The organism is Echinicola shivajiensis, assembly GCF_018642165.1.
GTDB classification, from domain to species: Bacteria; Bacteroidota; Bacteroidia; order Cytophagales; family Cyclobacteriaceae; genus Echinicola; species Echinicola shivajiensis.
On the sequence record NZ_JAHHZM010000002.1, the window covers coordinates 200,827 to 222,463 of the forward strand.

Consider the following 21,637-nt stretch of genomic DNA (forward strand, 5'->3'; position numbering starts at 1 on the left):
TTGTCATGAAAGCTTATTTAATTGCCTTAATGCTTTGGTTGATTGCCTCTCCACTATGCGGTCAATCATTTCGAACGGTATCTTCTGAGGTGAGCTTTTTTTCGAGTGCTCCTTTGGAAGATATTAAGGCTAATAATGAAGAAGTTATTGGAGTGTTCAATGCTGACAAAGGTGCCATTGCCTTTGTAGTTCAGATCAAGGGTTTTCAATTTGCTAAGTCATTGATGCAAGAACATTTTAATGAAAACTTTATGGAGTCAGAAAAGTATCCCCGGGCTACTTTTGAAGGTAAAGTGTTGGACTATAATTTAACTGAATCTGGTGAGCAACAAGCTAGGGTTGAGGGGACAATGACTATCCATGGAGAAAGTCAAGAGATGGAAGCAACGGGGACATTTGAAAAAAGAGTGGATGAAATTATTATGAAAGCTATTTTTCCAATAAGCCTTGAAGATTATAATATTTCCATACCTAAAATCCTGTTTCAAAAAATTGCAGAGGAAGTGGAGGTCACCGTTCAATTTAAATTCAAAGAAGGATGAAAATTTTGAAAGTAGTAATTTTAGTTCTAGTTACGGTTTTTTTAAGTTTTTTTGATCAAATGGCCTCTGTAATGGCGCAGGATAGTTTGTTGGACCAGTTAAAGCAAGATGTCCAGCCAATGGACAATGTTGTGTTAGGGACATTTAAGGGAACCCGATTGATCAATGGCCACACTATAATGACCAGGGGGGCTGGGAATCTTGATTTTATGATATCCCATCGTTTCGGTAGGTTGAATTCTGGAGCCTATAATTTTTTCGGCTTGGATGAAGCGAATATTAGGTTGGGGCTGGAATATGCATTTACCGATCGTTTGACGATCGGTTTGGGAAGGAATTCGTTTCAAAAAGTCTATGATGGTTTTGCCAAATATAGTTTTCTCCGTCAGCAATCAGGTGTCAGGAAAATACCAGTTTCCTTGACGTGGTATTCCAGTACGGCTGTCAATACTTTTAAAAGGCCTGAATTACCTTTGAACTTTCAGAGAAGGCTTTCTTATGCTCACCAATTATTAATGGCCAGAAAGTTTTCTGAAAGGGTTGCATTCCAATTAATGCCAAGTTACGTACATCAAAACTTGGTGCCAACTGAGGAGGATAAAAATGACCTTTTTGCCTTAGGAGTGGGAGGGAGTCTCAAGCTAACTAAGCGGACCTCGTTGAATTTGGAGTATTATTACCGCGCAAACCCCAATGAGAATGACGGATTATACGATGTTTTTGCCATTGGTTTTGATATAGAAACTGGAGGACATGTTTTTCAACTCCATTTGACCAATGCTCAGGCCATGACAGAAACAGGCTTCATCCCTGGCAGCAGTGGTGATTTTTGGGATGGTGATATCCATTTTGGATTTAATATTTCTAGATCATTTCAGCTCAAAGAGAAGAACAAATCATGGTAGTTCCTAATGAATATTTGATTTGATATAAGAATCCAGATTATGTTTAGTAATTACTTCAAGGGGAAAGAGTTCTAGTTTTGGAGTCTCTTTTTTGAATAACAGGTGATTGGCCAAGTGATAAATCCCCCTGCTTACTTGTCTATTTGGATTTTGATTGATGAGAAAGTTAATCTGTTCGGATTTTAATAATTCTATATTTTCCTTCAACAAATCATACCCTACAATACAGATGTTAGGAAGTTTGTGTTTTTTGATAATATTGGCGGTTAGTTTGGCACCTGAGGAAGTCGGAATGAATAAGCCTTTGATATCATTGGATTTAATAGCTTCTATTAATTTCGATTCAAATGACTTCATATCATCACCCTCGATAATAATGGATATGACTTCCATCTTACTAGATTGGTTTTTACTAAAATAGTCCCTAAATCCCCTTTCTTTTTCAATAAAGTGAACAGAGTGCTGGACTTTTTCACTAATGTGCAGGATGGCAACTGTACCAGATTGTGCCTGTGTGCATAGGTCAATCAGTGAAGCTCCCAGCCTGCCACTTTGGTAGAGGTTTTGTCCAATAAAGGCTAATGGTGAAACTCCGTCAATCATGGTATTGAAGTGCACATAGGGTATTCCCTGTTTTTCAATTTCTTTAAAAAAATCCAAAGCTACATTGAGGAAAATAGGGGCGCTGATAATGGCATCAGGTTTGTTATCCAAAACATTATAGGCTGCTTTTTTAAATGACTCTTCATCATTTAATTTAAAGAAATGGGTTTCGATTTGCATTTGGTAGGGTTGCCATTCTTTCTTTGAGGCCTCCAGACTGTCCAAAGAAAGTTTCCAGTAAGGATCTTCATCTGGATGAGGAACCAGCACATCAATTCTATTGGTCTTATTTGAGCCTAGGGTTTTGGCGAGAAGATTTGGGGTGTAGTCGATTTCTTTCAAGATTTTCTCCACCTTTTTACGGGCTACATCAGAAACTTTGCCTCTTTTATGAATTACCCTGTCTACTGTTCCAACTGAAACACCAGATAATTTGGCAATGTCCTTAATCCGAATTGTTTTATTCTTCTCCATTTAAGTATAAAGCTGATTTGGAATATAATTAGCTATATCCCGAACAATTTAATGACTTTTTTCCAACTGACAGCAAAATAAATCGCCTGATAATAGGTATTACTGGAAGTTGAATTACTGAATTGTTAACAACAATTTTTATTTACAATCAAAAACTCAATCAAAAGGCTATAAAGATGAGTAATATTTAATAAATCTTAAAATAACGTGGTTTTCATATAATGTTAGTTTATTGTTTTTGTTTTAATGTGTGCGCAAACAAATATAGTGTGTGCGCAAACATTTTTAGAATTTTTTTTGAAACAATGAAATATATCTCTACTTTGGTGCTGTTAAAATATTTTAATAAGTGTTAAATGAAATGTTAAATTATTGTTTTTAAATAAGTAGTTAGGTTAGTATTTTGATAATCTAAAATCCTTATACAGACAATAATATGTGTTTCTGGTTACTGGTTTGTTCCAGTTTTAAAATCTTCATATCACACTATGGAGAGGAGTATTTAAAAGTAATTGATGCGTAATTGAGAATATCTCAATGGAAAACTCTTTCATCTAAACAATTAAATATGAAAAAAATAATTACCCACAAGGCAAAACCTAATTTGCTTTTTAAAAGGAAAGGCAAGCTCTTGGTAGCACAGACTATGCTATTAGGAGGTTTGGCGTTTTCTGGTTATGCTTCGGCGAGCGTATTAGAAAATGCTCCAATCTTTAATGATGCTATCGGTATCAACAAAGCTGATATCAAAGTAAAAGGGACAGTAACGGATAGCAATGGAGAACCATTGCCTGGTGCTGCCGTTACCATTCAAGGAAAGAGCGTTGGTACCATTACTGATTTAGATGGTAAATTCACCCTGGACGTACCTGCCAATTCTACTTTGGTGGTTTCTTTTCTAGGATTTACCTCGCAAACGATTGCAATCGGTAACCAAACCGAGTTTAATATTGTCCTAGAAGAGGAAGCTGCTGCTCTTGATGAATATGTAGTTACTGCCTTCGGTATGGCCAAGGAGCAGAAAGCGCTTGGTTATGCCACCACTACCATTAAATCAGATGAATTAGTTAAAGTAGGAACACCGAATTTAGCTACTGCTTTATATGGTAAAGCCCCAGGTGTTAGAATTTCTAGCGGTGCCGGTGGAGCTACTTCTGCGGTTAATATTCAAATCCGTGGTGTGAATTCAATAACCGGTAAAAATCAGCCTTTAATCGTATTGGATGGTGTGCCTATTCGAAATGAGGAGGTAAGAAATAATGACTATTGGAATGACCAGCGTTTGAGAGGTAATGGCCTATTGGACATCAACCCTGCTGATATTGATAATATCTCTATTTTGAAAGGTGCATCAGCAGCGGCTCTTTATGGTTCTGAGGCTGTAAACGGTGTTGTTTTGATTACTACCAAAAAGGGTAAAACAGGTGATAAAGGCATGAGTGTTGATTTTAGTGCCAATTATACAATGGATAAAATCGCCTATTTACCAAGGTATCAAAATGTAAGAGGACCAGGTATGCCGTCTCGTATTCAAGATCTAGGACAGTCAGAAGATGGTTTTAATTATACTGAGGATGGTCAGCGAACTGTTCCAAATACGACTACTAACTTCGGTCCCGAGTTTGACGGCAAGCCGATGCTAGCTTGGGATGGTATTTCTAGACCCTATGTTGCACAAGAGGACAATTATGCTGCTTTGTTTAATAATCCGGTGAGTTCTCAGGTGAACGTGGCTATTTCCAATGCTACAGATAAAGGAAACTTCCGTCTTTCCCTGACCCGTCAGGACAATGAGGCTTTGAGTTTGAATTCCAAGAACAGTAAGAATATTGTCAACCTTAATTCAAGCTATAAGGTAAGCAAGAAGGTTAAGACGGATTTGATGATTAATTATATTAATCAAAATACCAAAAACAGGCCTTACTCTATTGATCGTATGATCAATAACTTCAGCGGTATGATGAGTCGTTTTGATAATGGTGCTTGGTATTTAGATAAGTACCAGACAAGTAGGGGGTACCGTTTTGTCACAGGAAATGGTGATAGTGCAACTCCTGATGAAAATATTACAGGAAATGGATTTTTGGCTGATATTGCTGATTATGCATGGAGAGTTAATAGACATCAGTATTCAGAAAAAAGTAATCGTTTGATCGGAAGTTTGACTAATCATATCGATATCACGGAAGATTTGAACCTGAGAGCCCGTTTATCTACTGATTTAACGAGCCGTTATTCTGAAGATGCGCGAGCTACTGAGAGAGCTTTGGACTTTGGTCCTTCTGGTTCTTTTGGAATGGAGACAGAATTGTTTAGTATTCTTTATGGTGATGTGATGTTGAACTACCGTAAAAAACTGACAGAGGAAGTAACCTTACGCGCGATGGCAGGTTATACAGCCAGGACAGAAAGTTATAATAGTATCAGTAGAAGTACTAGTGGTGGTTTGACTACTGAAAATCTTTTTGATATTGTGGCTTCAGCCAATATTCCTAATAATAGTTCTACAAGGACTCGTAGAGTAATTGATGCGGCAATGGGTACGGTGAATTTGGATTATAAAGGTGTATGGTTTGTAGAAGGTACCATCCGTAGGGATAGGATTTCTACTATGAATCCAAACAATAACACTTTTGTGTATCCCTCTGTTAACTCCAGTTTTGCCATTTCAGATGCAATTACATTGCCTGAGTTTATTACCTTCTCTAAGTTGAGAGGTTCTTGGGGTATCGTGGGTAACTACCCTGATATTTATAGAGCGAATATAGCTTATAACCAAAACTCTTTGGGTGAGCAGCAACCAGGTGGTTCCAATGTTCTTTATACTATTATGCCTTCAGCTTTTGGTAATGATGAGATCAGACCGGAGCAAAAACATGAATTTGAATTTGGCTTGGATACAAGGTTCTTTAACAACCGTTTTGGATTAGATATCTCTTACTATAATGCGCAAATCCGTGACCAGATTTTGCCTTTGACCTTGCCTTCCTCTTCGGGTGCTCGTTCCATTTTGACCAATATTGGTACCTTAAGAAATACTGGAGTTGAGGTTTCCTTAAACGGTGCCATTGTTGAAACTAGGGATTTTGGCTGGAATGCGGTATTTAATATTGCCAAGAATGTTAATAAAGTAGAGAAGTTGGCCAATGGCGCTACTGAATTATTGCATGCAGACTATGACGGTAATGCGGCTCAACTTCGTTCTGTAGTTGGTAGACCAATGGGTGATTTCTATGCTCGTCCAATCGCAACTGATGACAATGGAAACAAAATCGTTCAGCCAAACGGTTTGTACAAAATTGATGATCAAAATTGGATTCAGGTAGGTAATGCAATGCCAGATGCCGTTGGTGGTTTTATAAATGATTTTAGGTATAAAAACTTCAACTTCTCAGCTGTAATGGATTTCCAGATTGGAGGTAGTGTAATGCCAACTGGTATCAACTGGATGATTAGCCGTGGTTTGACTGAGGAAAGTTTGAACTATATGAATGAAGAAAGAGGTGGTCTTGCTTATTATCAAGATGAAAATGGACAAGGTGTTCAAGTTCCTCATTCAATGGCGCAAGGACCTAATGGAGAGACAGTTTATCACGATGGTATGCTGATGGATGGAGTTACTGCCGATGGAGCTCCTAATAGCAATGTAGTTTCTCAGGCCTATTATTATTGGAATACCTATAACTGGGGAGGTCCTCAATATAGCCAGTCTAGATATGAATTATATATAAAAGATAATGATTATGTGAAAATGAGAGAGTTAAACATTGGTTATACATTGCCAAACCATATCACTTCGAAACTCGGTGCATCTAATGTGAACCTTTCCGTATTTGGAAGAAACTTATTCTTCTTGTATAGAAATATCAAAGATTTGGATCCAGAGGTGTTGACAGGTGGTTCCAGATGGGAGCAGACATTGACCAGTGCAGGAACTAACCCAGCTACCAGAACTTATGGTGTAATGTTAAGAGCTAAATTCTAAAGCTAGTCTAAACTATTTCATTAACAAAGACATGAATATCAATCGATTATTAATAGGAATATTTCTGATAGGCAGCATGGCAAGTTGTTCAATTTCAGATTTTGAAGATAATTATACAGATCCTTCCAAGGTTGCTGAGACTACAGTTGGGAAACAGTTTACTGGAATGATTTATTCAAACCGCTTATATGTATTGCCCGGATATAGGGATTACTTTGTGGTAAATAGAATCACTTCAAGTAGATATTCCCAAGCGATAGGTTGGGTGAATGGTGAAAACCAATATGTGCCGGGTTCTGCTGCAGTAGGTGAACGCTGGGATGTTTATTATGATTTTATGGCTCAGTATAGGGAACTCCAAAAGGTTTATGAAGATCTAATTGATACTGACAAAGAGAATAACCGTTTGTTTGTGATTGCGGCCACAACTTATTTTTATGATCGCACCCAACAGATGGTAGATCTGTACGGAGATATTCCATGGAGTGAAGCCGGTATGCTAAGTACTAAGGAGGGCGATTATCCTAATTCTTACCCTAGCTATGATAACGCAGAGGATATCTACACCAAAATGTTGGATGATTTAGCTGCTTTTGCAGATGAGTTACCCAACTTGGAGGTAAAAGATGCAATTAAAGGTGTGTTCAAGACCCAAGATTTGGTGAACCGTGGTGATATTAATCTTTGGGTGAAGTATATTAATTCATTAAGATTGAGAATGCTAACCAGGGTAAGCGGAAACAGTGCATTCAGTACAAGAGCTAATACAGAAATAGCAGAAATATTGTCCAATCCTTCAGACTATCCATTGGTAGATGATAATGATAGTAATATTCTTTTCAAAATCCACTCTTTGGGTACTTTGATGGGGGTAAATCAATTCCGAAACGGTTTGGAGAGCTGGAATGGAAATATTGCAGGCAAGGCCATTGTTGATCATATGGTGATTAATCAAGATCCAAGATTACCTTATGTGTTTGAGCCAGGAGAAAAAGCTGATGGGGAATATATTGGGCTTGATCCCTTAATGAATCCAACTGACCAGAATGCGGCAATTGAAACCTTGAGATTGTCTATTTATAATCGTTCTACGGTTAGTAGAAACCAATACTTTCCAGGTGTAATTGTTACTGCTGCCGAGGTGCATTTGATGGCTGCAGAATATTATCTCAAGGAAGGACAGGATGCAATGGCCAAATCTCATTATGAAGAGGCAATCAAGCAGTCAATTGGTTTTTATGAGTATTTAAGAAGTATTACAAACAACACAATCGCAGCTGCTCCGGTGGTTCCTACAGAAGAGTCAATTAACACTTATTTGGAAATGGAGCAGGTCTCTTGGGATGCAGCCACTAGCGTGGATGAAAAATTGACTTTGATTGCAGAGCAGAAGTGGTTACACTATAATGTGGTGCAGCCTAACGAAAACTGGACGGAAATCAGAAGACTTAAGAAACTTGATCTTGATTTCTGGGTAGATAACTCTAACCAGCAAAGCACTCCTCCAAGTCGCTGGATGTATCCGGGGTCTGAGCAGACGTATAATACAGACAATTATGCTAAAGTTCAAGGTGAGGATAAGCTAACGAACAATATATTCTGGGATGTAAACTAAGATAGTTTATCTCACTAATAATTTGAGTTAAAATTGTTTGGGAACAATTTAGGCCGTACTGACAGGTGAAACTGTTTGGTACGGCCTTTTTGTTTGAACATGTTTGAATAAATGCCTGAAAGGGTTGTTGCTTAATTTTATCGGTTGTTGTTAATTTATTCTTGGACTGGACAGGGTGTCAAAAAAAGCCGCTGGTTTTATCCGGCGGCTTTCTTTTAGGATTAAAAATTAAAAGTAAAGTATAATTACTTTGTTTGATTGAAAAAAGTGAAACAGTAAGACTAATGTACAATAAAATTTTAAAAAATAAAATACCGTGATTAGGGTATTTTTTGGATTAAACTGTAAATAAAATGCAGAAAAGTAGAATGGCTATGGATAAAAATTTTGGGTAAATTGCTATAACGTTTTACTTGTTCTTAAATAGGCCTAGAAAAATGGCAAGTTGTTGAATAAGAAATTGAGAATAAAAGAGCCATGCCTTCTAAAAAAATTAAATTATTGTATTTTTGCACTAAATAGAAGAATAAGACACATGTTTGATAATCTTAGTTATAAATTAGATAAAGCATTTAAGACCCTTAAAGGGACGGGTAAAATCACGGAGATCAATGTTGCCAGTACGGTAAAGGAGATCAGAAGAGCCTTGATTGATGCTGACGTTAACTATAAAGTAGCCAAGGAAGTTACCGATACTATTAAGACGGAAGCTTTAGGTAGGGATGTGTTGATCTCTGTTTCTCCAGGGCAATTATTAGTAAAGATCACTCAGGAAGAGCTGACCAAATTGATGGGAGGCAAAAAGGAGGATATCAACCTTAGTGGAGATCCTGGTGTTATATTGATTTCTGGTCTTCAGGGTTCAGGTAAAACTACCTTTTCTGGAAAATTGGCCAGCCACCTTAAAAAACAGGGAAGGCAAGTATTGTTGGTAGCCTGTGATATTTATAGACCTGCGGCGATTGAGCAGTTGAAAACTTTGGGTGAGCAAATAGGTGTAGAGGTATATGCTGAGCCGGAAAATAAAAATGCCTTGGACATTGCATCTAAGGCCATTGATTACGCAAAGAAAAACGGTAAGAAAACCGTAATCGTCGATACCGCTGGTCGTTTGGCAGTGGATGAGCAGATGATGAATGAGATCTCCGAATTAAAGGAGCATCTTAATCCGGCTGAAACCTTGTTTGTAGTTGACTCAATGACCGGTCAGGATGCTGTCAATACTGCAAAGACCTTTGATGAGCGATTGGACTTCAATGGGGTGGTCTTGACCAAATTGGATGGTGATACCCGTGGTGGTGCGGCCATTTCTATCCGTCACGTAGTAGATAAACCAATCAAGTTTATTTCTACTGGTGAGAAGATGGAAAACTTGGATGTCTTCTATCCTGACCGTATGGCTCAGAGAATCCTTGGTATGGGGGACGTTGTTTCATTGGTAGAGCGTGCCCAGCAGTCTTTTGATGAGGATGAAGCTAAAAGGATCAATGCTAAAATCCGTAAAAACCAGTTTAACTTTGATGACTTCCTTTCCCAACTAGAGCAGATCAAGAAAATGGGCAACTTGAAAGACTTGATGGGGATGATCCCTGGTATGGGCAAAGCAATCAAAGGATTGGATATTGATGATGATTCCTTCAAGCCAATTGAAGCTATTATTAGAAGTATGACACCTTTGGAACGTGAGAATCCAGATGTGATTGATGGAGGAAGAAGGAAAAGAATTGCTAAGGGTAGTGGAAGGTCTATCCAAGAAGTTAATAATTTGATGAAGCAGTTTTCTGATATGAGAAAATTGATGAAGCAAATGAATAAAATGGGTGGTGCCCAACGTGCCTTGGGTAATTTGATGCCTAAAGCTGGAGGAAGGAGATAAGTAAGAAAGAATATAGCAGATATAAAAAAACAGCCCATATAAGTGGGCTGTTTTTTTATGGATAATTATTTCCCATCTGGAAGAATATATCTTTAAGATAATAGCTAAATGATCTTTAGGAAAGGATTTTTAGATTACTTTAATGGATAACCTAGCGGTGTATTAAACAAAATCCGATTACCATTAGAAATAGCTTCTAATGGTAATCGGATTTAAAGTAAGTCTTAAGCTTCTACCTTTCCAGAAAGCTTGGCCACTTTCATGATTTCATGAAGATCATCATCAGTGATTTCCTTCTTGAGGTCCGCATGCTCCAAGAACAATTGATAAACTTCATCCAACTGTAATTTGGTCAAGGTGTAACCTATTTTGTGGGCACGGAATGCTAATGCAGCGCGACCACTTCTAGCGGTAAGTACAATCATTGATTCGTGAACACCTACTTCTTCCGGATCAATAATCTCATAGGTTTCTCTGTTTTTAATCACACCGTCTTGGTGGATTCCTGAAGAGTGGGCAAATGCATTAGAACCAACAATTGCTTTGTTCGGTTGCACGATCATTCCCATTCTTTCTGAAACCAATTTACTTACTGGGTTGAGCAGCTTTGAGTTGATATTGTTATATACGTCTAATCTTGGGTGTTGCTTCATGATCATGGCAACTTCTTCAAGGGAAGTATTGCCTGCTCTCTCGCCGATACCGTTGATAGTACATTCTATTTGTCTTGCTCCATTCATTACGGCGGAGATGGCATTGGCTGTAGCCAATCCAAGGTCATTGTGGCAATGGGCAGAAATGATTACATTTTCAATACCTACGACATTGTCGGAAAGGTATTTGATTTTTGCGCCATATTCATCTGGTAAGCAATAACCAGTGGTATCAGGGATATTAAGCACAGTAGCTCCTGCTTTGATTACAGCTTCGCAGACTCGGGCAAGGTATTCATTATCTGTTCTACCCGCGTCTTCAGCGTAGAATTCAACATCCTCTACGAACTTTTTGGCATGCTTTACCGCTGCCACAGCTCTTTCGAGGATTTGATCTGGAGTACTTTTGAATTTAAATTTTATATGTGAAGGTGAGGTTCCGATTCCCGTATGGATTCTTGGTCTTTTAGCGTATTTAAGGGCTTCAGCGGCCACTTCTATATCCTTTTGAACACCTCTTGAAAGTCCGCAAATGATGGGTTCTGATACACTTTTAGAGATTTCCACAACTGATTTGAAATCCCCTGGACTGGAAATAGGAAAACCAGCCTCAATTACATCTACTCCGAGCTGCTCAAGTTTTTGGGCAATTTCGATTTTTTGAGGGGTGTTCAACTTACAGCCTGGGACTTGTTCTCCGTCCCTTAGGGTGGTGTCAAAGATCAGTACTTGTCGTTTATCCATAATGTGATGTTTTTATCTAAAATCTAAAGTAGAATCTAATGATTTGAATATAAATTGTATTAATTATATTTGTCCAATGTTCAATCTTGTAATATCTAACGTAATAAACTGAAAAACAGTTTGTTATATTGAAAAATGGTATGAAGTTAGAAAGAGGAAAAGATATTGTTTTTAATTTGATTAAATCTTTGAGCACTTCAGAGAAGCGTGGGTTCAAGCTTTATGCTAAACGCTTTGGAGCGAACGAAAATGCCAAATTTGTGAAACTGTTCGATATCATGGATAAATTGGAGGTCTATGATGAGGTTTACCTTCTGAAAAAAGCCCCCGTTACCAAGAAACAATTGGCCAATATGAAGGCGCATTTGTATAAGCAAATCTTGGTCAGTCTAAGGTTAATCTATGCTGATCAGAATGTGGAACTACAGTTGAATGAACAAATTGATTTTGCGAGAATTTTATACAATAAAGGGCTATACCAACAAAGTTTAAGGTTATTGGCCAAAGCCAAACATATAGCTGAAAAGTATTTTTTAGATACTATAATGTTAAGAATAGTGGAGTTGGAGAAGGTGATAGAGTCCCAACATATTACTAGAAGTATGAGAGATAGGGCAGAAGTTCTTGCAAATGAAGCAAAGAACTTGGTAAAAAGTGCCTCGCAGAAAAATTCATTTAGTAACCTTTCTTTGCAATTATATGGGCTTTATCTCAAGGTAGGACATGTAAAAGATGAATTCGATCGGAAGCTAGTGGAGGCTTATTACCTGAAAAATATGCCTGAATATGATCTGGAAGAGCTTAACTTTTATGAGAAACTTTATTTGTTTCAGGCGCAAGTTTGGTTTTACCATATTTTACAGGATTTTCCTTTGTGTTTTAGGGCCGCGCATCGCTGGGTCGGTCTGTATGATGAGCATCCCCATATGAAAAAGGTGGCTACTGGAAATTATCTAAAAGCCTATCATTATCTGTTGGATACCTTGTTCTATTTACAACATTATGATCGGTTTACAGAAGTCTTTGAACAGTTTAAAGACAGCTTAGAAAATGATGATTTCAAGATGGATGATAACTGTAGGGTTTTGGCATTTCTCTATTATTATTCCAATAGTATTAATTATCATTTTCTAACAGGTGATTTCAGTGCAGGGGTGAAATCAGTTATCCCTTCTCTTTTGAAAGAAATGAGTTTATTGGAGGATAAATTGGATGTACACCATGTCATTGTTTTACATTATAAGATAGCCTGTTTGTATTTTGGAGGGGGAGATAATATCAAAGCAATCTACCATCTAAATGAAGTGATAGACCATAAAGGTGATGGTTTAAGAGAGGATCTACAATGTTTTGCCCATATCCTAAAACTCATTGCCAGCTATGAGGAGGGAATGGATGATAATCTTGAGCATCAAATAAAAACTGTCTATAGGTTTTTGATAAAAATGCAGGATTTGCACTTGGTACAACAGGAGATGATCAACTTCGTCAGGAACCTTAATAGAATTTACGATTATCAGTTAAAGGCGGCTTTTGTTGAGCTTAGGGATAATTTGATCCAATATGAAAATCACCCCTATGAAAAACGCGCCTTCTTATATTTGGATATCATTTCATGGTTGGACAGTAAGATTCAGGGAAGGCCTGTTCAGGAAATAATCAAAGAAAAGTATCAACAGAAAATGGTGCGGGAAAAATAAGCTTAATTCCGAACGTAGCTAGGCTAGCTTATTTCTGTAGATCAAGCCAATTGGGGATAGTTTAAACTTTAGTGGGAATATACAATCCATTTGCCAAATGCTTTTTCATGTTGATAATATTTAGTGATATAATTCGGGTGAACCGTTTTGAGGTCTTTTTTCATGACCAATAGATAGGATTTTTGGTGCTTGGCAATTGAAATGAATCGTTTTTTGTCTTCTTTCTGATTGAGATTTAGAAGGTTTTGCTTCCAAAATTGGTCTTTCTCAAATTGGACTTCGCGGTCGGCTGTGTAATTCCCATTATTTAGGGTAATGATTCTGCCATGGAAATAAAAAGGAGCTGAATTCAATAGGTGGTTATACACCATTATTTCCTTTTTTTCACTAGGATCCTTGGACTCTATATATACCGCCAAATCTTTTATGGAGTTGATATTGGAGTTGTTTTTCTCCAACAGTAAAGAACTAACCAATAAAATAGAACAGCCAAAAATAAAGGCAAAAATGGCAGTTTTTTGACTTGAATCGGTTTTCCATTTAAGTTGGATAATTAAGAGTATTATTACAATTGAAAAGGTTATCAGAATTTCACTTGTTGGGATGATAAATGGAAAACCATTTTTTAAATAAAAATATAGTGTCAGGCTGGCCAATAACAAAATGATAAACCAAAAGGTAAAGTTGATATAATGGAGAATGACAGGCTTTGCCCTACTGATCATACTTGAAATCAATAATGCAATCATCCAAAAACAAGGAAGAATATATAAGGGTAATTTAGTTTGGAAGAGCGAAAATAAGAGGAATATGGTTGTTGCGCTAAAAGCAATTACTTTTGTGCCATTATTTTCTTTTTTCGGAGGCAAACTTTTATTCCTTTTAAAGATTAAAGGCAACCAAGGCAGTAAGACACCAATTAAAAAAGGAAGGTAATACCATATTGGCTGACCTCTGTGAAAAGTTTTCCTTATTGCCCTGTCCAATAATTGTCGGTTAAAATAGTAACTAATCAGTCCTTCTGTATCTCTTTGCACAATTAGAAACCAAGATACTGTAAGCATTATGAATAAGGCAAGTCCAATTATTAAATGTCGGTTGATCTTTAACTTTTTATTGTAGAATACATGATAGTATATCATGAAGGGAAATACAAATAGGATGGCGACGGGTTTGGTTTCCATAGCTATACCCAAAAAAAGAAAAGCAAGGTAAAGAGCCCAGACTTGTGTGTTTTTTGCTTCATAGACCAGCCAAAAAAAGATAGACGTCATGATGAAGGTGGTTAGGTAGGCATCAGTTGTTAGATTCCTTCCTGAAATCAAAACGATCGGAAAAGAAAAGTAGATCAGTACTGCAAAGAGGGCTTTTTTTTTGTCGAGAAGCAACATGTCACCAATTAAGTAAACCAATAGCATTTGGATGATAATGGCAATAGGAAGAAAAAATCGAGCTCCTATCTCTGAAATCCCAAAAATCTTATAGCCAAAGGTGGTAATATAATAGGTGACCGGAGGTTTGTGGTAATGATGGATACCTAGCAAATTGGGGTGGATATAATCCCGGGTTTCCACCATTTCTTTCCCAATTTCAGCATATCTGGCCTCACTGGTCTCCATTAATCCCCAGCTTCCTAAACGAAAATAAAGGAAGAATAGTGCTAGACAAAGAATTACCAAAAGCTTACTACTTTCAGCCATTTTACTAGTTGAAATAAAGGTTGTTTTATTGTTTTAATATAGTTATAAATATTTGAAAATTAATGTTTTATGATGTTTTGGTTAGGGCTGATGATGAGTGAAATTGTTATATGGGAAAATGAAGTTATATGATTTTATTCCCTGTTTCATGCCACTCACCAAATACCTTTATTGCATCTTCATTAGGGAGATGTTGCATTGGGATTTTTCTGTCCTGAGGAGGGAGTGGTAATTCTTGATAAATAAAGTCATCATCAAATCCGGCATCTGAGGCTTGTTGACGCGTGTTGGCATAAAAGACATGTTTGGGTTTGGCCCAGTAGATAGCACCTAAGCACATTGGACAGGGCTCACAGGAAGTATATATTTCGCAGCCCTCAAGTTGGAATGCCCTTAAATTTTCACAAGCTTCCCTAATGGCTACGACTTCTGCATGTGCAGTGGGGTCATAAGTGCTGAGTACTTGGTTGTTGCCTTTTCCAATGATAATGTCGTCTTTAACGATCACGCAACCAAAAGGACCTCCTTTACCACTGGTCATACCTTCTCTGGATAAATCAATGGCCACTTGCATAAAAGATTTTTGTTTCTCAGTCATGTGTATGGTATTAATAATCTGGATTTGTTTGTATAGTAAAATAACTTTAATCCTATAAGAAAAGAAATTCCTAAACCAAGATTAGTAATTTTATCCAATCCACTTGTTTACAAATTGCAGAAAGTTTTCTTTATAGTTTTCACTGACTGTAATTGTAGTATTATTGATGTTAACAGAGTTTTTTGTGATGGAGTGGATATGATCCAGAGAAATAATATAGGATCTATGGATTCTCATAAATTGATTTTCAGGAAGTATTTCTTCCATATTTTTAAGGCTGGTTAAAGAAAGCAATGGAGAGGATTTTTCTGCCAAATGAACCTTGACGTAATCCTTATACCCCTCAACGTATATGATGTCTTTTAGCATTACTTTCACCAGCTGATATTCCACCTTAATGAAAATGTAATTTTGTGGGGCATTTTCTATGGAGCCAACGGACTGCGATAATTTGGATTCAAAGAATTGGTAAGCTTTGGTGCATGCCTTTAAGAACTCTTCATAACTAAAAGGCTTTAAAAGATAATCCATAGCATCCACCTTATACCCCTCTATGGCAAACTGGTTATAGGCTGTTGTGAATATAATTCTAGGGCTATTATCATGTTGTTTACTGCTTAGGACCCTGGCCAATTCCATCCCAGAAAGATCAGGCATTTGTATGTCCAAGAAAATGAGATCAACTTCATGGCTGTGTACAAATGCAAGGGCATCAATGGCATTTTCAAATTTGGCTTCTAAAGACAAGAAACTGGTCTGTTCAATAAAGCTACAGATAAGATCAAGTGCCAATGGCTCATCATCTACCGCTATGCATTTGATTTTCATGCCAGATTGATTTTCAAGGTTACACGATATTCGTTTTCAGGATTTCGATCATCAATGGACAATTCATATTGTTTATTATAGAGCAAAGAAAGTCTCCTTTTAGTATTGTTTAGACCAATTCCATTAAGGTGGCTTTCAGGGCTATTGAGGTTTTTAGGGATGATTTTATTACAGGTTTTTAGAATGAGCTCATTCTTTAGTTGTTTTACACTGATATAGATCTGACTATCTTGCTTAGAGCTAATTCCATGCTTAAAACAATTCTCTACGAAAGGGAGGAATAACATAGGAGCAATTACTTTGTCTTCTACGGTCTCTTGGATGTCAAGCTCCACTTTTACTTTTTGTGAAATTCTTAATTTCATCAGCTCAATAAAATCTTTTATAAAGTTGATTTCCTTACTGAGCAATGTTTGGTCTTTTTCGGTCTCATAGAGTACATATCGCATCATTCTCGAGAGTTTGTGCAAGGCAATACGTGCTCTTTCTACATCAATATTGGTGAGTGAATAGATATTATTAAGGGTGTTGAAAAAGAAGTGGGGGTTTATCTGGGCCTTAAGGTAGGATAGCTCAGAATTAATCCTTTGCTGATCTAGTTGCCTCCTTAGCGCCTCGTCTGACTGCCATTTTTGTACAGCCGCAACACTGGTACTAATGCCCAAGCCAAGAAACAAAACCAATAGGATGAAAATATTGATAAACTCTTTCTTTTTTACATATGGTTTGCCATCGTCAGGATGGAAAGCCCTGTGCATTAATTCGGGAAGATTTATGCTATTTTCAAAATATTGGATCAAGTACATCAGTAGGAAACACAAACCGATGCTGAGAATAATAAATAATCCAATTTTACCATTGTAGAGTATTTTTGGGACTAGTACATCCATATTGAAATAAAATAGGCCTACCAAAAGGGTGAAAAACAATGCCTGTCGCCACCAGAACTCTGTAGGGAGTGTGGTACTCCATGAAAGGGGCCCCAATAAAAATAAGGTAGCAGCCACTACTGCCCAGACCAAAATATGGATTAGGAATGATATGTTTTTACGAAAAACGGGTAATTGATTCATGCATTTTGCTACTTTCTCTATCTAAACATAAAACAATCTTCTTAAAACATGAAATGCTAATCTGCCAATAAGAAGTATTTACCCATGAATATGTCCTTTTAGTCCATTAATTGATTATTGGGTTTTGGAATAAACCATTTATCTATTGAATTAGCCTATTTGTCGATAAAGTACCCTCTTCTATCTATCACTTTTTTTAATGCAAATATTTCAATCTACTTTAGTTTTGAATAGTGTCCATAAGATGCTCCCCAACCACCAATTATTGTTATACAACTTTACCATATAATCTTAATTTCATGAATTCTTTATTAAAAACTTTGGGTTTTTTAGGCTTGATTTTGATTTCAATCGGGCATTTAAGCCATGCACAAACTACCATTGATTCAAAAGAAACTAACTACCAGATCTCCGGAACAGTGGTGGAGGCATCATCTGGAAAACCGGTAGCCTATGCGACAGTGATGCTTTTGGAGTCAAATGCTGATAAAAACATTTCAGGTGGTGTTGCTGATGATGAAGGTAAATTCTTTATTACGGGGTTTAAACCAGGGGACTACAAGCTGAAAATTAATTTTGTAGGTTTTGCTCCATATATCCAGGAAAACTTGCAGGTGAAGCCTGGGCAAAAGTTGATCAATTTGGGAAATATCAATATGGAAGAGGAGTCGGTTTCTTTGGCCGAAGTAACCGTTCAGGGGCAACGTGAATTGATCACCGAAAAAGTGGACAGGACCATTTACAATGCTGAAAATGATAAAACCACAGTTGGTGGCGATGCTACAGATGTACTTAGAAGAGTTCCAATGTTGTCTGTTGATTTGGATGGGAATGTATCTATGAGAGGCAGTAATAACTTGGTGGTTTTGATTGACAATAAGCCGTCTACCATGTCTGCAAGTAGCATTGCTGATGCCTTGAAACAAATTCCAGCTGATGAAATCAAATCAGTGGAAGTCATCACTTCTCCCTCTGCAAAATATGACGCTGAGGGATCAGGAGGGGTGATCAATATTGTAACAAAGAAAAACAATTTACAAGGAGCCTCCCTAAGTATAAATACCAGTGCAGGAATGAGAGGCTCCAATTTAGGACTTAATGCGAGTGCCAGAAAAGGTAAGTGGGGATTTTCTTTAGGTGGGTTTGGCCGTACCGGGTATAACGTAAAAGGGGGATTTGAAAATACCCAGTCAGTGATCAATGCTGATGGATCCATCAATAAAACCATTCAGAGTTCCGATACTAGGAATAATATGTTGATGGGGAGATATAATTTCGGGGCCGACTATGAGATTGATAAGTACAATTGGTTGGCAGCATCGGTGAATTTTGGAATGTTTAACTTCAAAAGTAAGCAGGGGAATTTGTTGACCGAAAAGTATTTAGATGAGGCTTTGGAAAGTGCTTTGATGAGAAGGGTAAATACTGATAACTTATCCAATACGGTGGATGTGAGTTTGAATTATACCAGGACTTTTGAGAAGCCACAAAAGGAATTCAGTATTATGACCCTTTACAGCCGTAATAACCGAACCAACAATTTTATTCAATCTTTATTGGATGAGGATTTTGACTTGGTGGAGCAAAGGATTAAAAATGATAACCTCAGCAATAATCAGGAATTTACGGTGCAGGTAGATTATGTCACACCAATTGGAAGCGGAGATGATCAAATTCTGGAATATGGGGCAAAAAATATCATGAGGAAGGTGACGAGTGATTATGCCTATTTTGTGGCAGAGGGATCGGATGGCGAGTATGAAGAAAGTGATGATGCACAGTTTTCTAATGAGTTTAATTATGACCAAAATGTGTCGGCGGCCTATTTGTCCTATACTTTGGGCTTTTTGGAACACTATACAGTAAAGGCCGGTGCAAGGTATGAGTACACCACTATAAATGCAGATTTTAAGACAGGAGAAAATGTTGCCGAAATTCCTTCATACGGCGTATTGGTACCAAGTGTGAACCTAAGCCGAAAATTGACCAACGGGAATATGGTAAAGGCCGCTTATAATAGAAGGATTCAAAGGCCTTCATTAAGGTACTTAAATCCAAATATTCAAGGATCCAATCCAAGTCAAATTACGCAAGGTAATCCGCTTTTGAACCCTGAGTATACGGATAACTATGAATTGTCTTACAGTACCTACTTCAAAAGTGCAAGTGTCAATCTTTCCAGTTTCTTTAGAAATTCCAGTGGTTCCATTCAGCCCGTCCGTAGTGTTTTGGAGGATGGTGTAATCTATACTACCTATGAAAATATTGGTGTTGAGAAAGCCTATGGTTTGAGCTTGTTTTCAAACTTGAATATATCCAATAAGCTATCTTTCAATGGAAGTATCGATACCTATTATACAATTATAGATAATAATATTGATGATCCTCTCTATAGCGCCTCCAATGAAGGGTTTGTAGTTAGCGGAAGGTTGTTTGGTAATTTTAATATTACTGATACTTGGGTGGTACAGGCCTTTGGTTTTGCAAGAGGAAGAAGGGTGAATTTGCAAGGTTATAGCTCTGGATTTGGGATTTATGGCCTGAGCTTTAATAAGCAGTTCAATGAGAAAAAGGGAAGTATTGGATTTGGAGCGGAGAATTTCTTGACTCCTGAATTCAAGATGAACAATGAAATCAAGTCCAATACTATTTCTCAGCAAAGTACCAATATCATGCGTAATATGAACTTTAAAATTAATTTCAGTTACCGCATTGGAAAAATGAGTGTTAAAGATAAACGTAAGAAAAGATCTATAGAAAATGAGGACCTTAAAGGTGGTGGAGGTGATAATGGAGGAATGATGGGAACTCAATAAGATTATTATGTGGGTTTATTAAAAAGAAAAGCACATTGGATTCCAATGTGCTTTTTCTTTTATAAAGTATTTGATGCTTACCAGCCTGTATTTTGCGGCAGTAAGTTTTCATCTATATTAATTTCATTTTGAGGAACTGGCCACATTAGAAGCTTGGAGTCATAAACTCTCTCATGTCCAATGACGCTAGTGACATTTTCCATGGATGCTTGAAGATCTGCTGCTCCATATCTAAGGATGTCAAAATAGTAATGGCCTTCGAAAGCAAGCTCTAATCTTCTTTCCTTCTTGATGGCAATTCTCAATTGATCTTTGGTTAAACCGGCAGGAAGATCATCCAGTCCAGCCCTGTTGCGGATTTTGTTTACCGCATCATAAGCAACAGAAGTAGGGCCATTCAATTCGTTTTCAGCTTCAGCGAGGTTCAATAGAATTTCTGCATATCTAAATACAATGAAGTTGGCATCCCCATCATCTGTTATGGTAGGGTCTTCTATCACTCCTTTTATCAAGGCGAAACCAGTTTCAGATCTAATTGGATCGAAAGCCTCTCCTGCAAATGTTTGTCCTTCTTGGAGTATGGTAATGTCTTTTCTGATATCACCAGCTTCATATACATCTACTAATTCCTGAAGAGGAGAATATGGTGGAGTTCCAAATGCTGGTATTGCCCCAGAGCTAGCATTAAAAGCACTTCCTACCCCCCCAGTACCGGTTTTACCTAAGAATTGTACCTCAAAGATTGATTCCGTACTGTTGTTTTCCAATGCTGGCAAGAACATGTCTTTGTAGCTTCCTGTTGGCAATAGGTCATATCCTAAGGCGGTAACTTGGTTTGCAGCTTGTATGGCTTCACTATACTGTTTGTTGTATAGATGAACCCTTGATTTCAGTGCTATTGCTGCACCTTTTGTGGCTCTACCTAGATTAGAAGGACCATAAGAATCAGGCAGGTTATTTATAGCAACATCTATATCCGAAAGGATCTGAGTAAGTACCTCAGATTTTGGATTTCTACCTACAAGTGATTCTTCTACAGTTTGCTTTGTTAAAACCAATGGAACATCTCCGTAAAGGTTGGTCAAGTGGAAGTAAAACAAAGCCCTTAAGAAGGAAGCTTCACCCAAAATTCTGTTTTTGGTGTTTTCTTCCATTTGAATTTCTGGAACATTTAGCAAAACTTCATTGGCCCTAACAATGCCTTCATAAGACTTTCTCCAGAAATTGAGCGGCCAAACACTGGATGCGTCAAAGCCTCTACCTTCACTGATCTCTAGGTAATGGTTATAAGACCACTGTGAATAGGCATTATCAACCAATGCATCAGAATGTCTCATAAAGTCCCTATACATCTGATTATGGGCAAGGACATTGTAAACACCGTTGATAGCCAAAGTGGCATCATCGCTAGTTGCCCAAAATTCTGGAGCACCGATAGAGTTAAGCGGATAACGTTCTAAATCAGCACATCCCAGGCAAAGCGCAGTCAGAATAAATGCAATATATTTTTTCATCATTTTCACTT

Annotated in this window: 14 protein-coding genes; 7 read left to right on the forward strand and 7 right to left on the reverse strand. The window is 37.5% G+C overall.

All coding sequences use genetic code 11. The features are described from left to right. Window positions 1-5 precede the first annotated feature (5 nt). Together KMW37_RS05350 and KMW37_RS05355 are read left to right on the forward strand one after the other, a co-directional pair. On the forward strand, window positions 6-542 hold the full coding sequence (locus tag KMW37_RS05350; protein WP_215223583.1) for a YceI family protein: 537 nt from the start codon (window positions 6-8) through the stop codon (window positions 540-542). Further along, window positions 539-1,447, forward strand: a complete 909-nt coding sequence (locus tag KMW37_RS05355) for a DUF5777 family beta-barrel protein (protein ID WP_246581351.1) — start codon at window positions 539-541, stop codon at window positions 1,445-1,447. Before KMW37_RS05350 ends, KMW37_RS05355 begins: the two co-directional genes overlap by 4 nt. 3 nt (window positions 1,448-1,450) lie before the next feature. Here the strand turns inward: KMW37_RS05355 and KMW37_RS05360 are convergent, their stop codons facing one another. After that, complete coding sequence (locus KMW37_RS05360) at window positions 1,451-2,524, reverse strand: LacI family DNA-binding transcriptional regulator (RefSeq protein ID WP_215223584.1); 1,074 nt, start codon at window positions 2,522-2,524, stop codon at window positions 1,451-1,453. A gap of 568 nt (window positions 2,525-3,092) precedes the next feature. On the opposite strand from KMW37_RS05360, the gene KMW37_RS05365 reads away from it, so the two are divergent. The 3 genes from KMW37_RS05365 (at window position 3,093) to ffh (ending at window position 10,000) form a co-directional block, all read left to right on the forward strand. Beyond that, on the forward strand, window positions 3,093-6,509 hold the full coding sequence (locus tag KMW37_RS05365; RefSeq protein ID WP_246581352.1) for a SusC/RagA family TonB-linked outer membrane protein: 3,417 nt from the start codon (window positions 3,093-3,095) through the stop codon (window positions 6,507-6,509). Window positions 6,510-6,540: 31 nt separating this feature from the next. Further along, on the forward strand, window positions 6,541-8,124 hold the full coding sequence (locus KMW37_RS05370) for a SusD/RagB family nutrient-binding outer membrane lipoprotein (RefSeq protein WP_215223585.1): 1,584 nt from the start codon (window positions 6,541-6,543) through the stop codon (window positions 8,122-8,124). A 535-nt stretch (window positions 8,125-8,659) separates the two neighbouring features. After that, entirely contained in the window at window positions 8,660-10,000 is a 1,341-nt protein-coding gene (ffh, locus tag KMW37_RS05375; protein ID WP_215223586.1) for a signal recognition particle protein, read from the forward strand. A 224-nt stretch (window positions 10,001-10,224) separates the two neighbouring features. On the opposite strand, the gene KMW37_RS05380 is transcribed toward ffh, so the two are convergent. After that, on the reverse strand, window positions 10,225-11,397 hold the full coding sequence (locus tag KMW37_RS05380) for a 2-isopropylmalate synthase (protein WP_215223587.1): 1,173 nt from the start codon (window positions 11,395-11,397) through the stop codon (window positions 10,225-10,227). A 140-nt stretch (window positions 11,398-11,537) separates the two neighbouring features. Here KMW37_RS05380 and KMW37_RS05385 point away from each other — a divergent pair, with 140 nt between their 5' ends. Next, window positions 11,538-13,097 (forward strand): hypothetical protein, encoded by a 1,560-nt coding sequence (locus KMW37_RS05385; RefSeq protein WP_215223588.1) that lies wholly within the window; start codon window positions 11,538-11,540, stop codon window positions 13,095-13,097. 68 nt (window positions 13,098-13,165) lie between these two features. Here the strand turns inward: KMW37_RS05385 and KMW37_RS05390 are convergent, their stop codons facing one another. The 4 genes from KMW37_RS05390 to KMW37_RS05405 all read right to left on the reverse strand — a co-directional run bounded on the left by KMW37_RS05390 (window position 13,166) and on the right by KMW37_RS05405 (window position 17,296). Beyond that, window positions 13,166-14,797: an ArnT family glycosyltransferase gene (locus KMW37_RS05390; protein WP_215223589.1), complete on the reverse strand. Its 1,632-nt coding sequence runs from the start codon at window positions 14,795-14,797 to the stop codon at window positions 13,166-13,168. A 124-nt stretch (window positions 14,798-14,921) separates the two neighbouring features. After that, window positions 14,922-15,395: a nucleoside deaminase gene (locus tag KMW37_RS05395; RefSeq protein WP_215223590.1), complete on the reverse strand. Its 474-nt coding sequence runs from the start codon at window positions 15,393-15,395 to the stop codon at window positions 14,922-14,924. Window positions 15,396-15,485: 90 nt separating this feature from the next. Next, window positions 15,486-16,223: a LytR/AlgR family response regulator transcription factor gene (locus tag KMW37_RS05400; RefSeq protein ID WP_215223591.1), complete on the reverse strand. Its 738-nt coding sequence runs from the start codon at window positions 16,221-16,223 to the stop codon at window positions 15,486-15,488. Continuing rightward, entirely contained in the window at window positions 16,220-17,296 is a 1,077-nt protein-coding gene (locus KMW37_RS05405; protein ID WP_215223592.1) for a sensor histidine kinase, read from the reverse strand. The genes KMW37_RS05400 and KMW37_RS05405 overlap by 4 nt, the downstream gene beginning before the upstream one ends. A 299-nt stretch (window positions 17,297-17,595) precedes the next feature. Here KMW37_RS05405 and KMW37_RS05410 point away from each other — a divergent pair, with 299 nt between their 5' ends. Further along, entirely contained in the window at window positions 17,596-20,112 is a 2,517-nt protein-coding gene (locus tag KMW37_RS05410; RefSeq protein WP_215223593.1) for a TonB-dependent receptor domain-containing protein, read from the forward strand. A gap of 77 nt (window positions 20,113-20,189) precedes the next feature. On the opposite strand, the gene KMW37_RS05415 is transcribed toward KMW37_RS05410, so the two are convergent. After that, a complete protein-coding gene (locus KMW37_RS05415) occupies window positions 20,190-21,629 on the reverse strand; it encodes a RagB/SusD family nutrient uptake outer membrane protein (RefSeq protein WP_215223594.1) in 1,440 nt (479 codons plus the stop codon). Window positions 21,630-21,637: the final 8 nt, after the last annotated feature.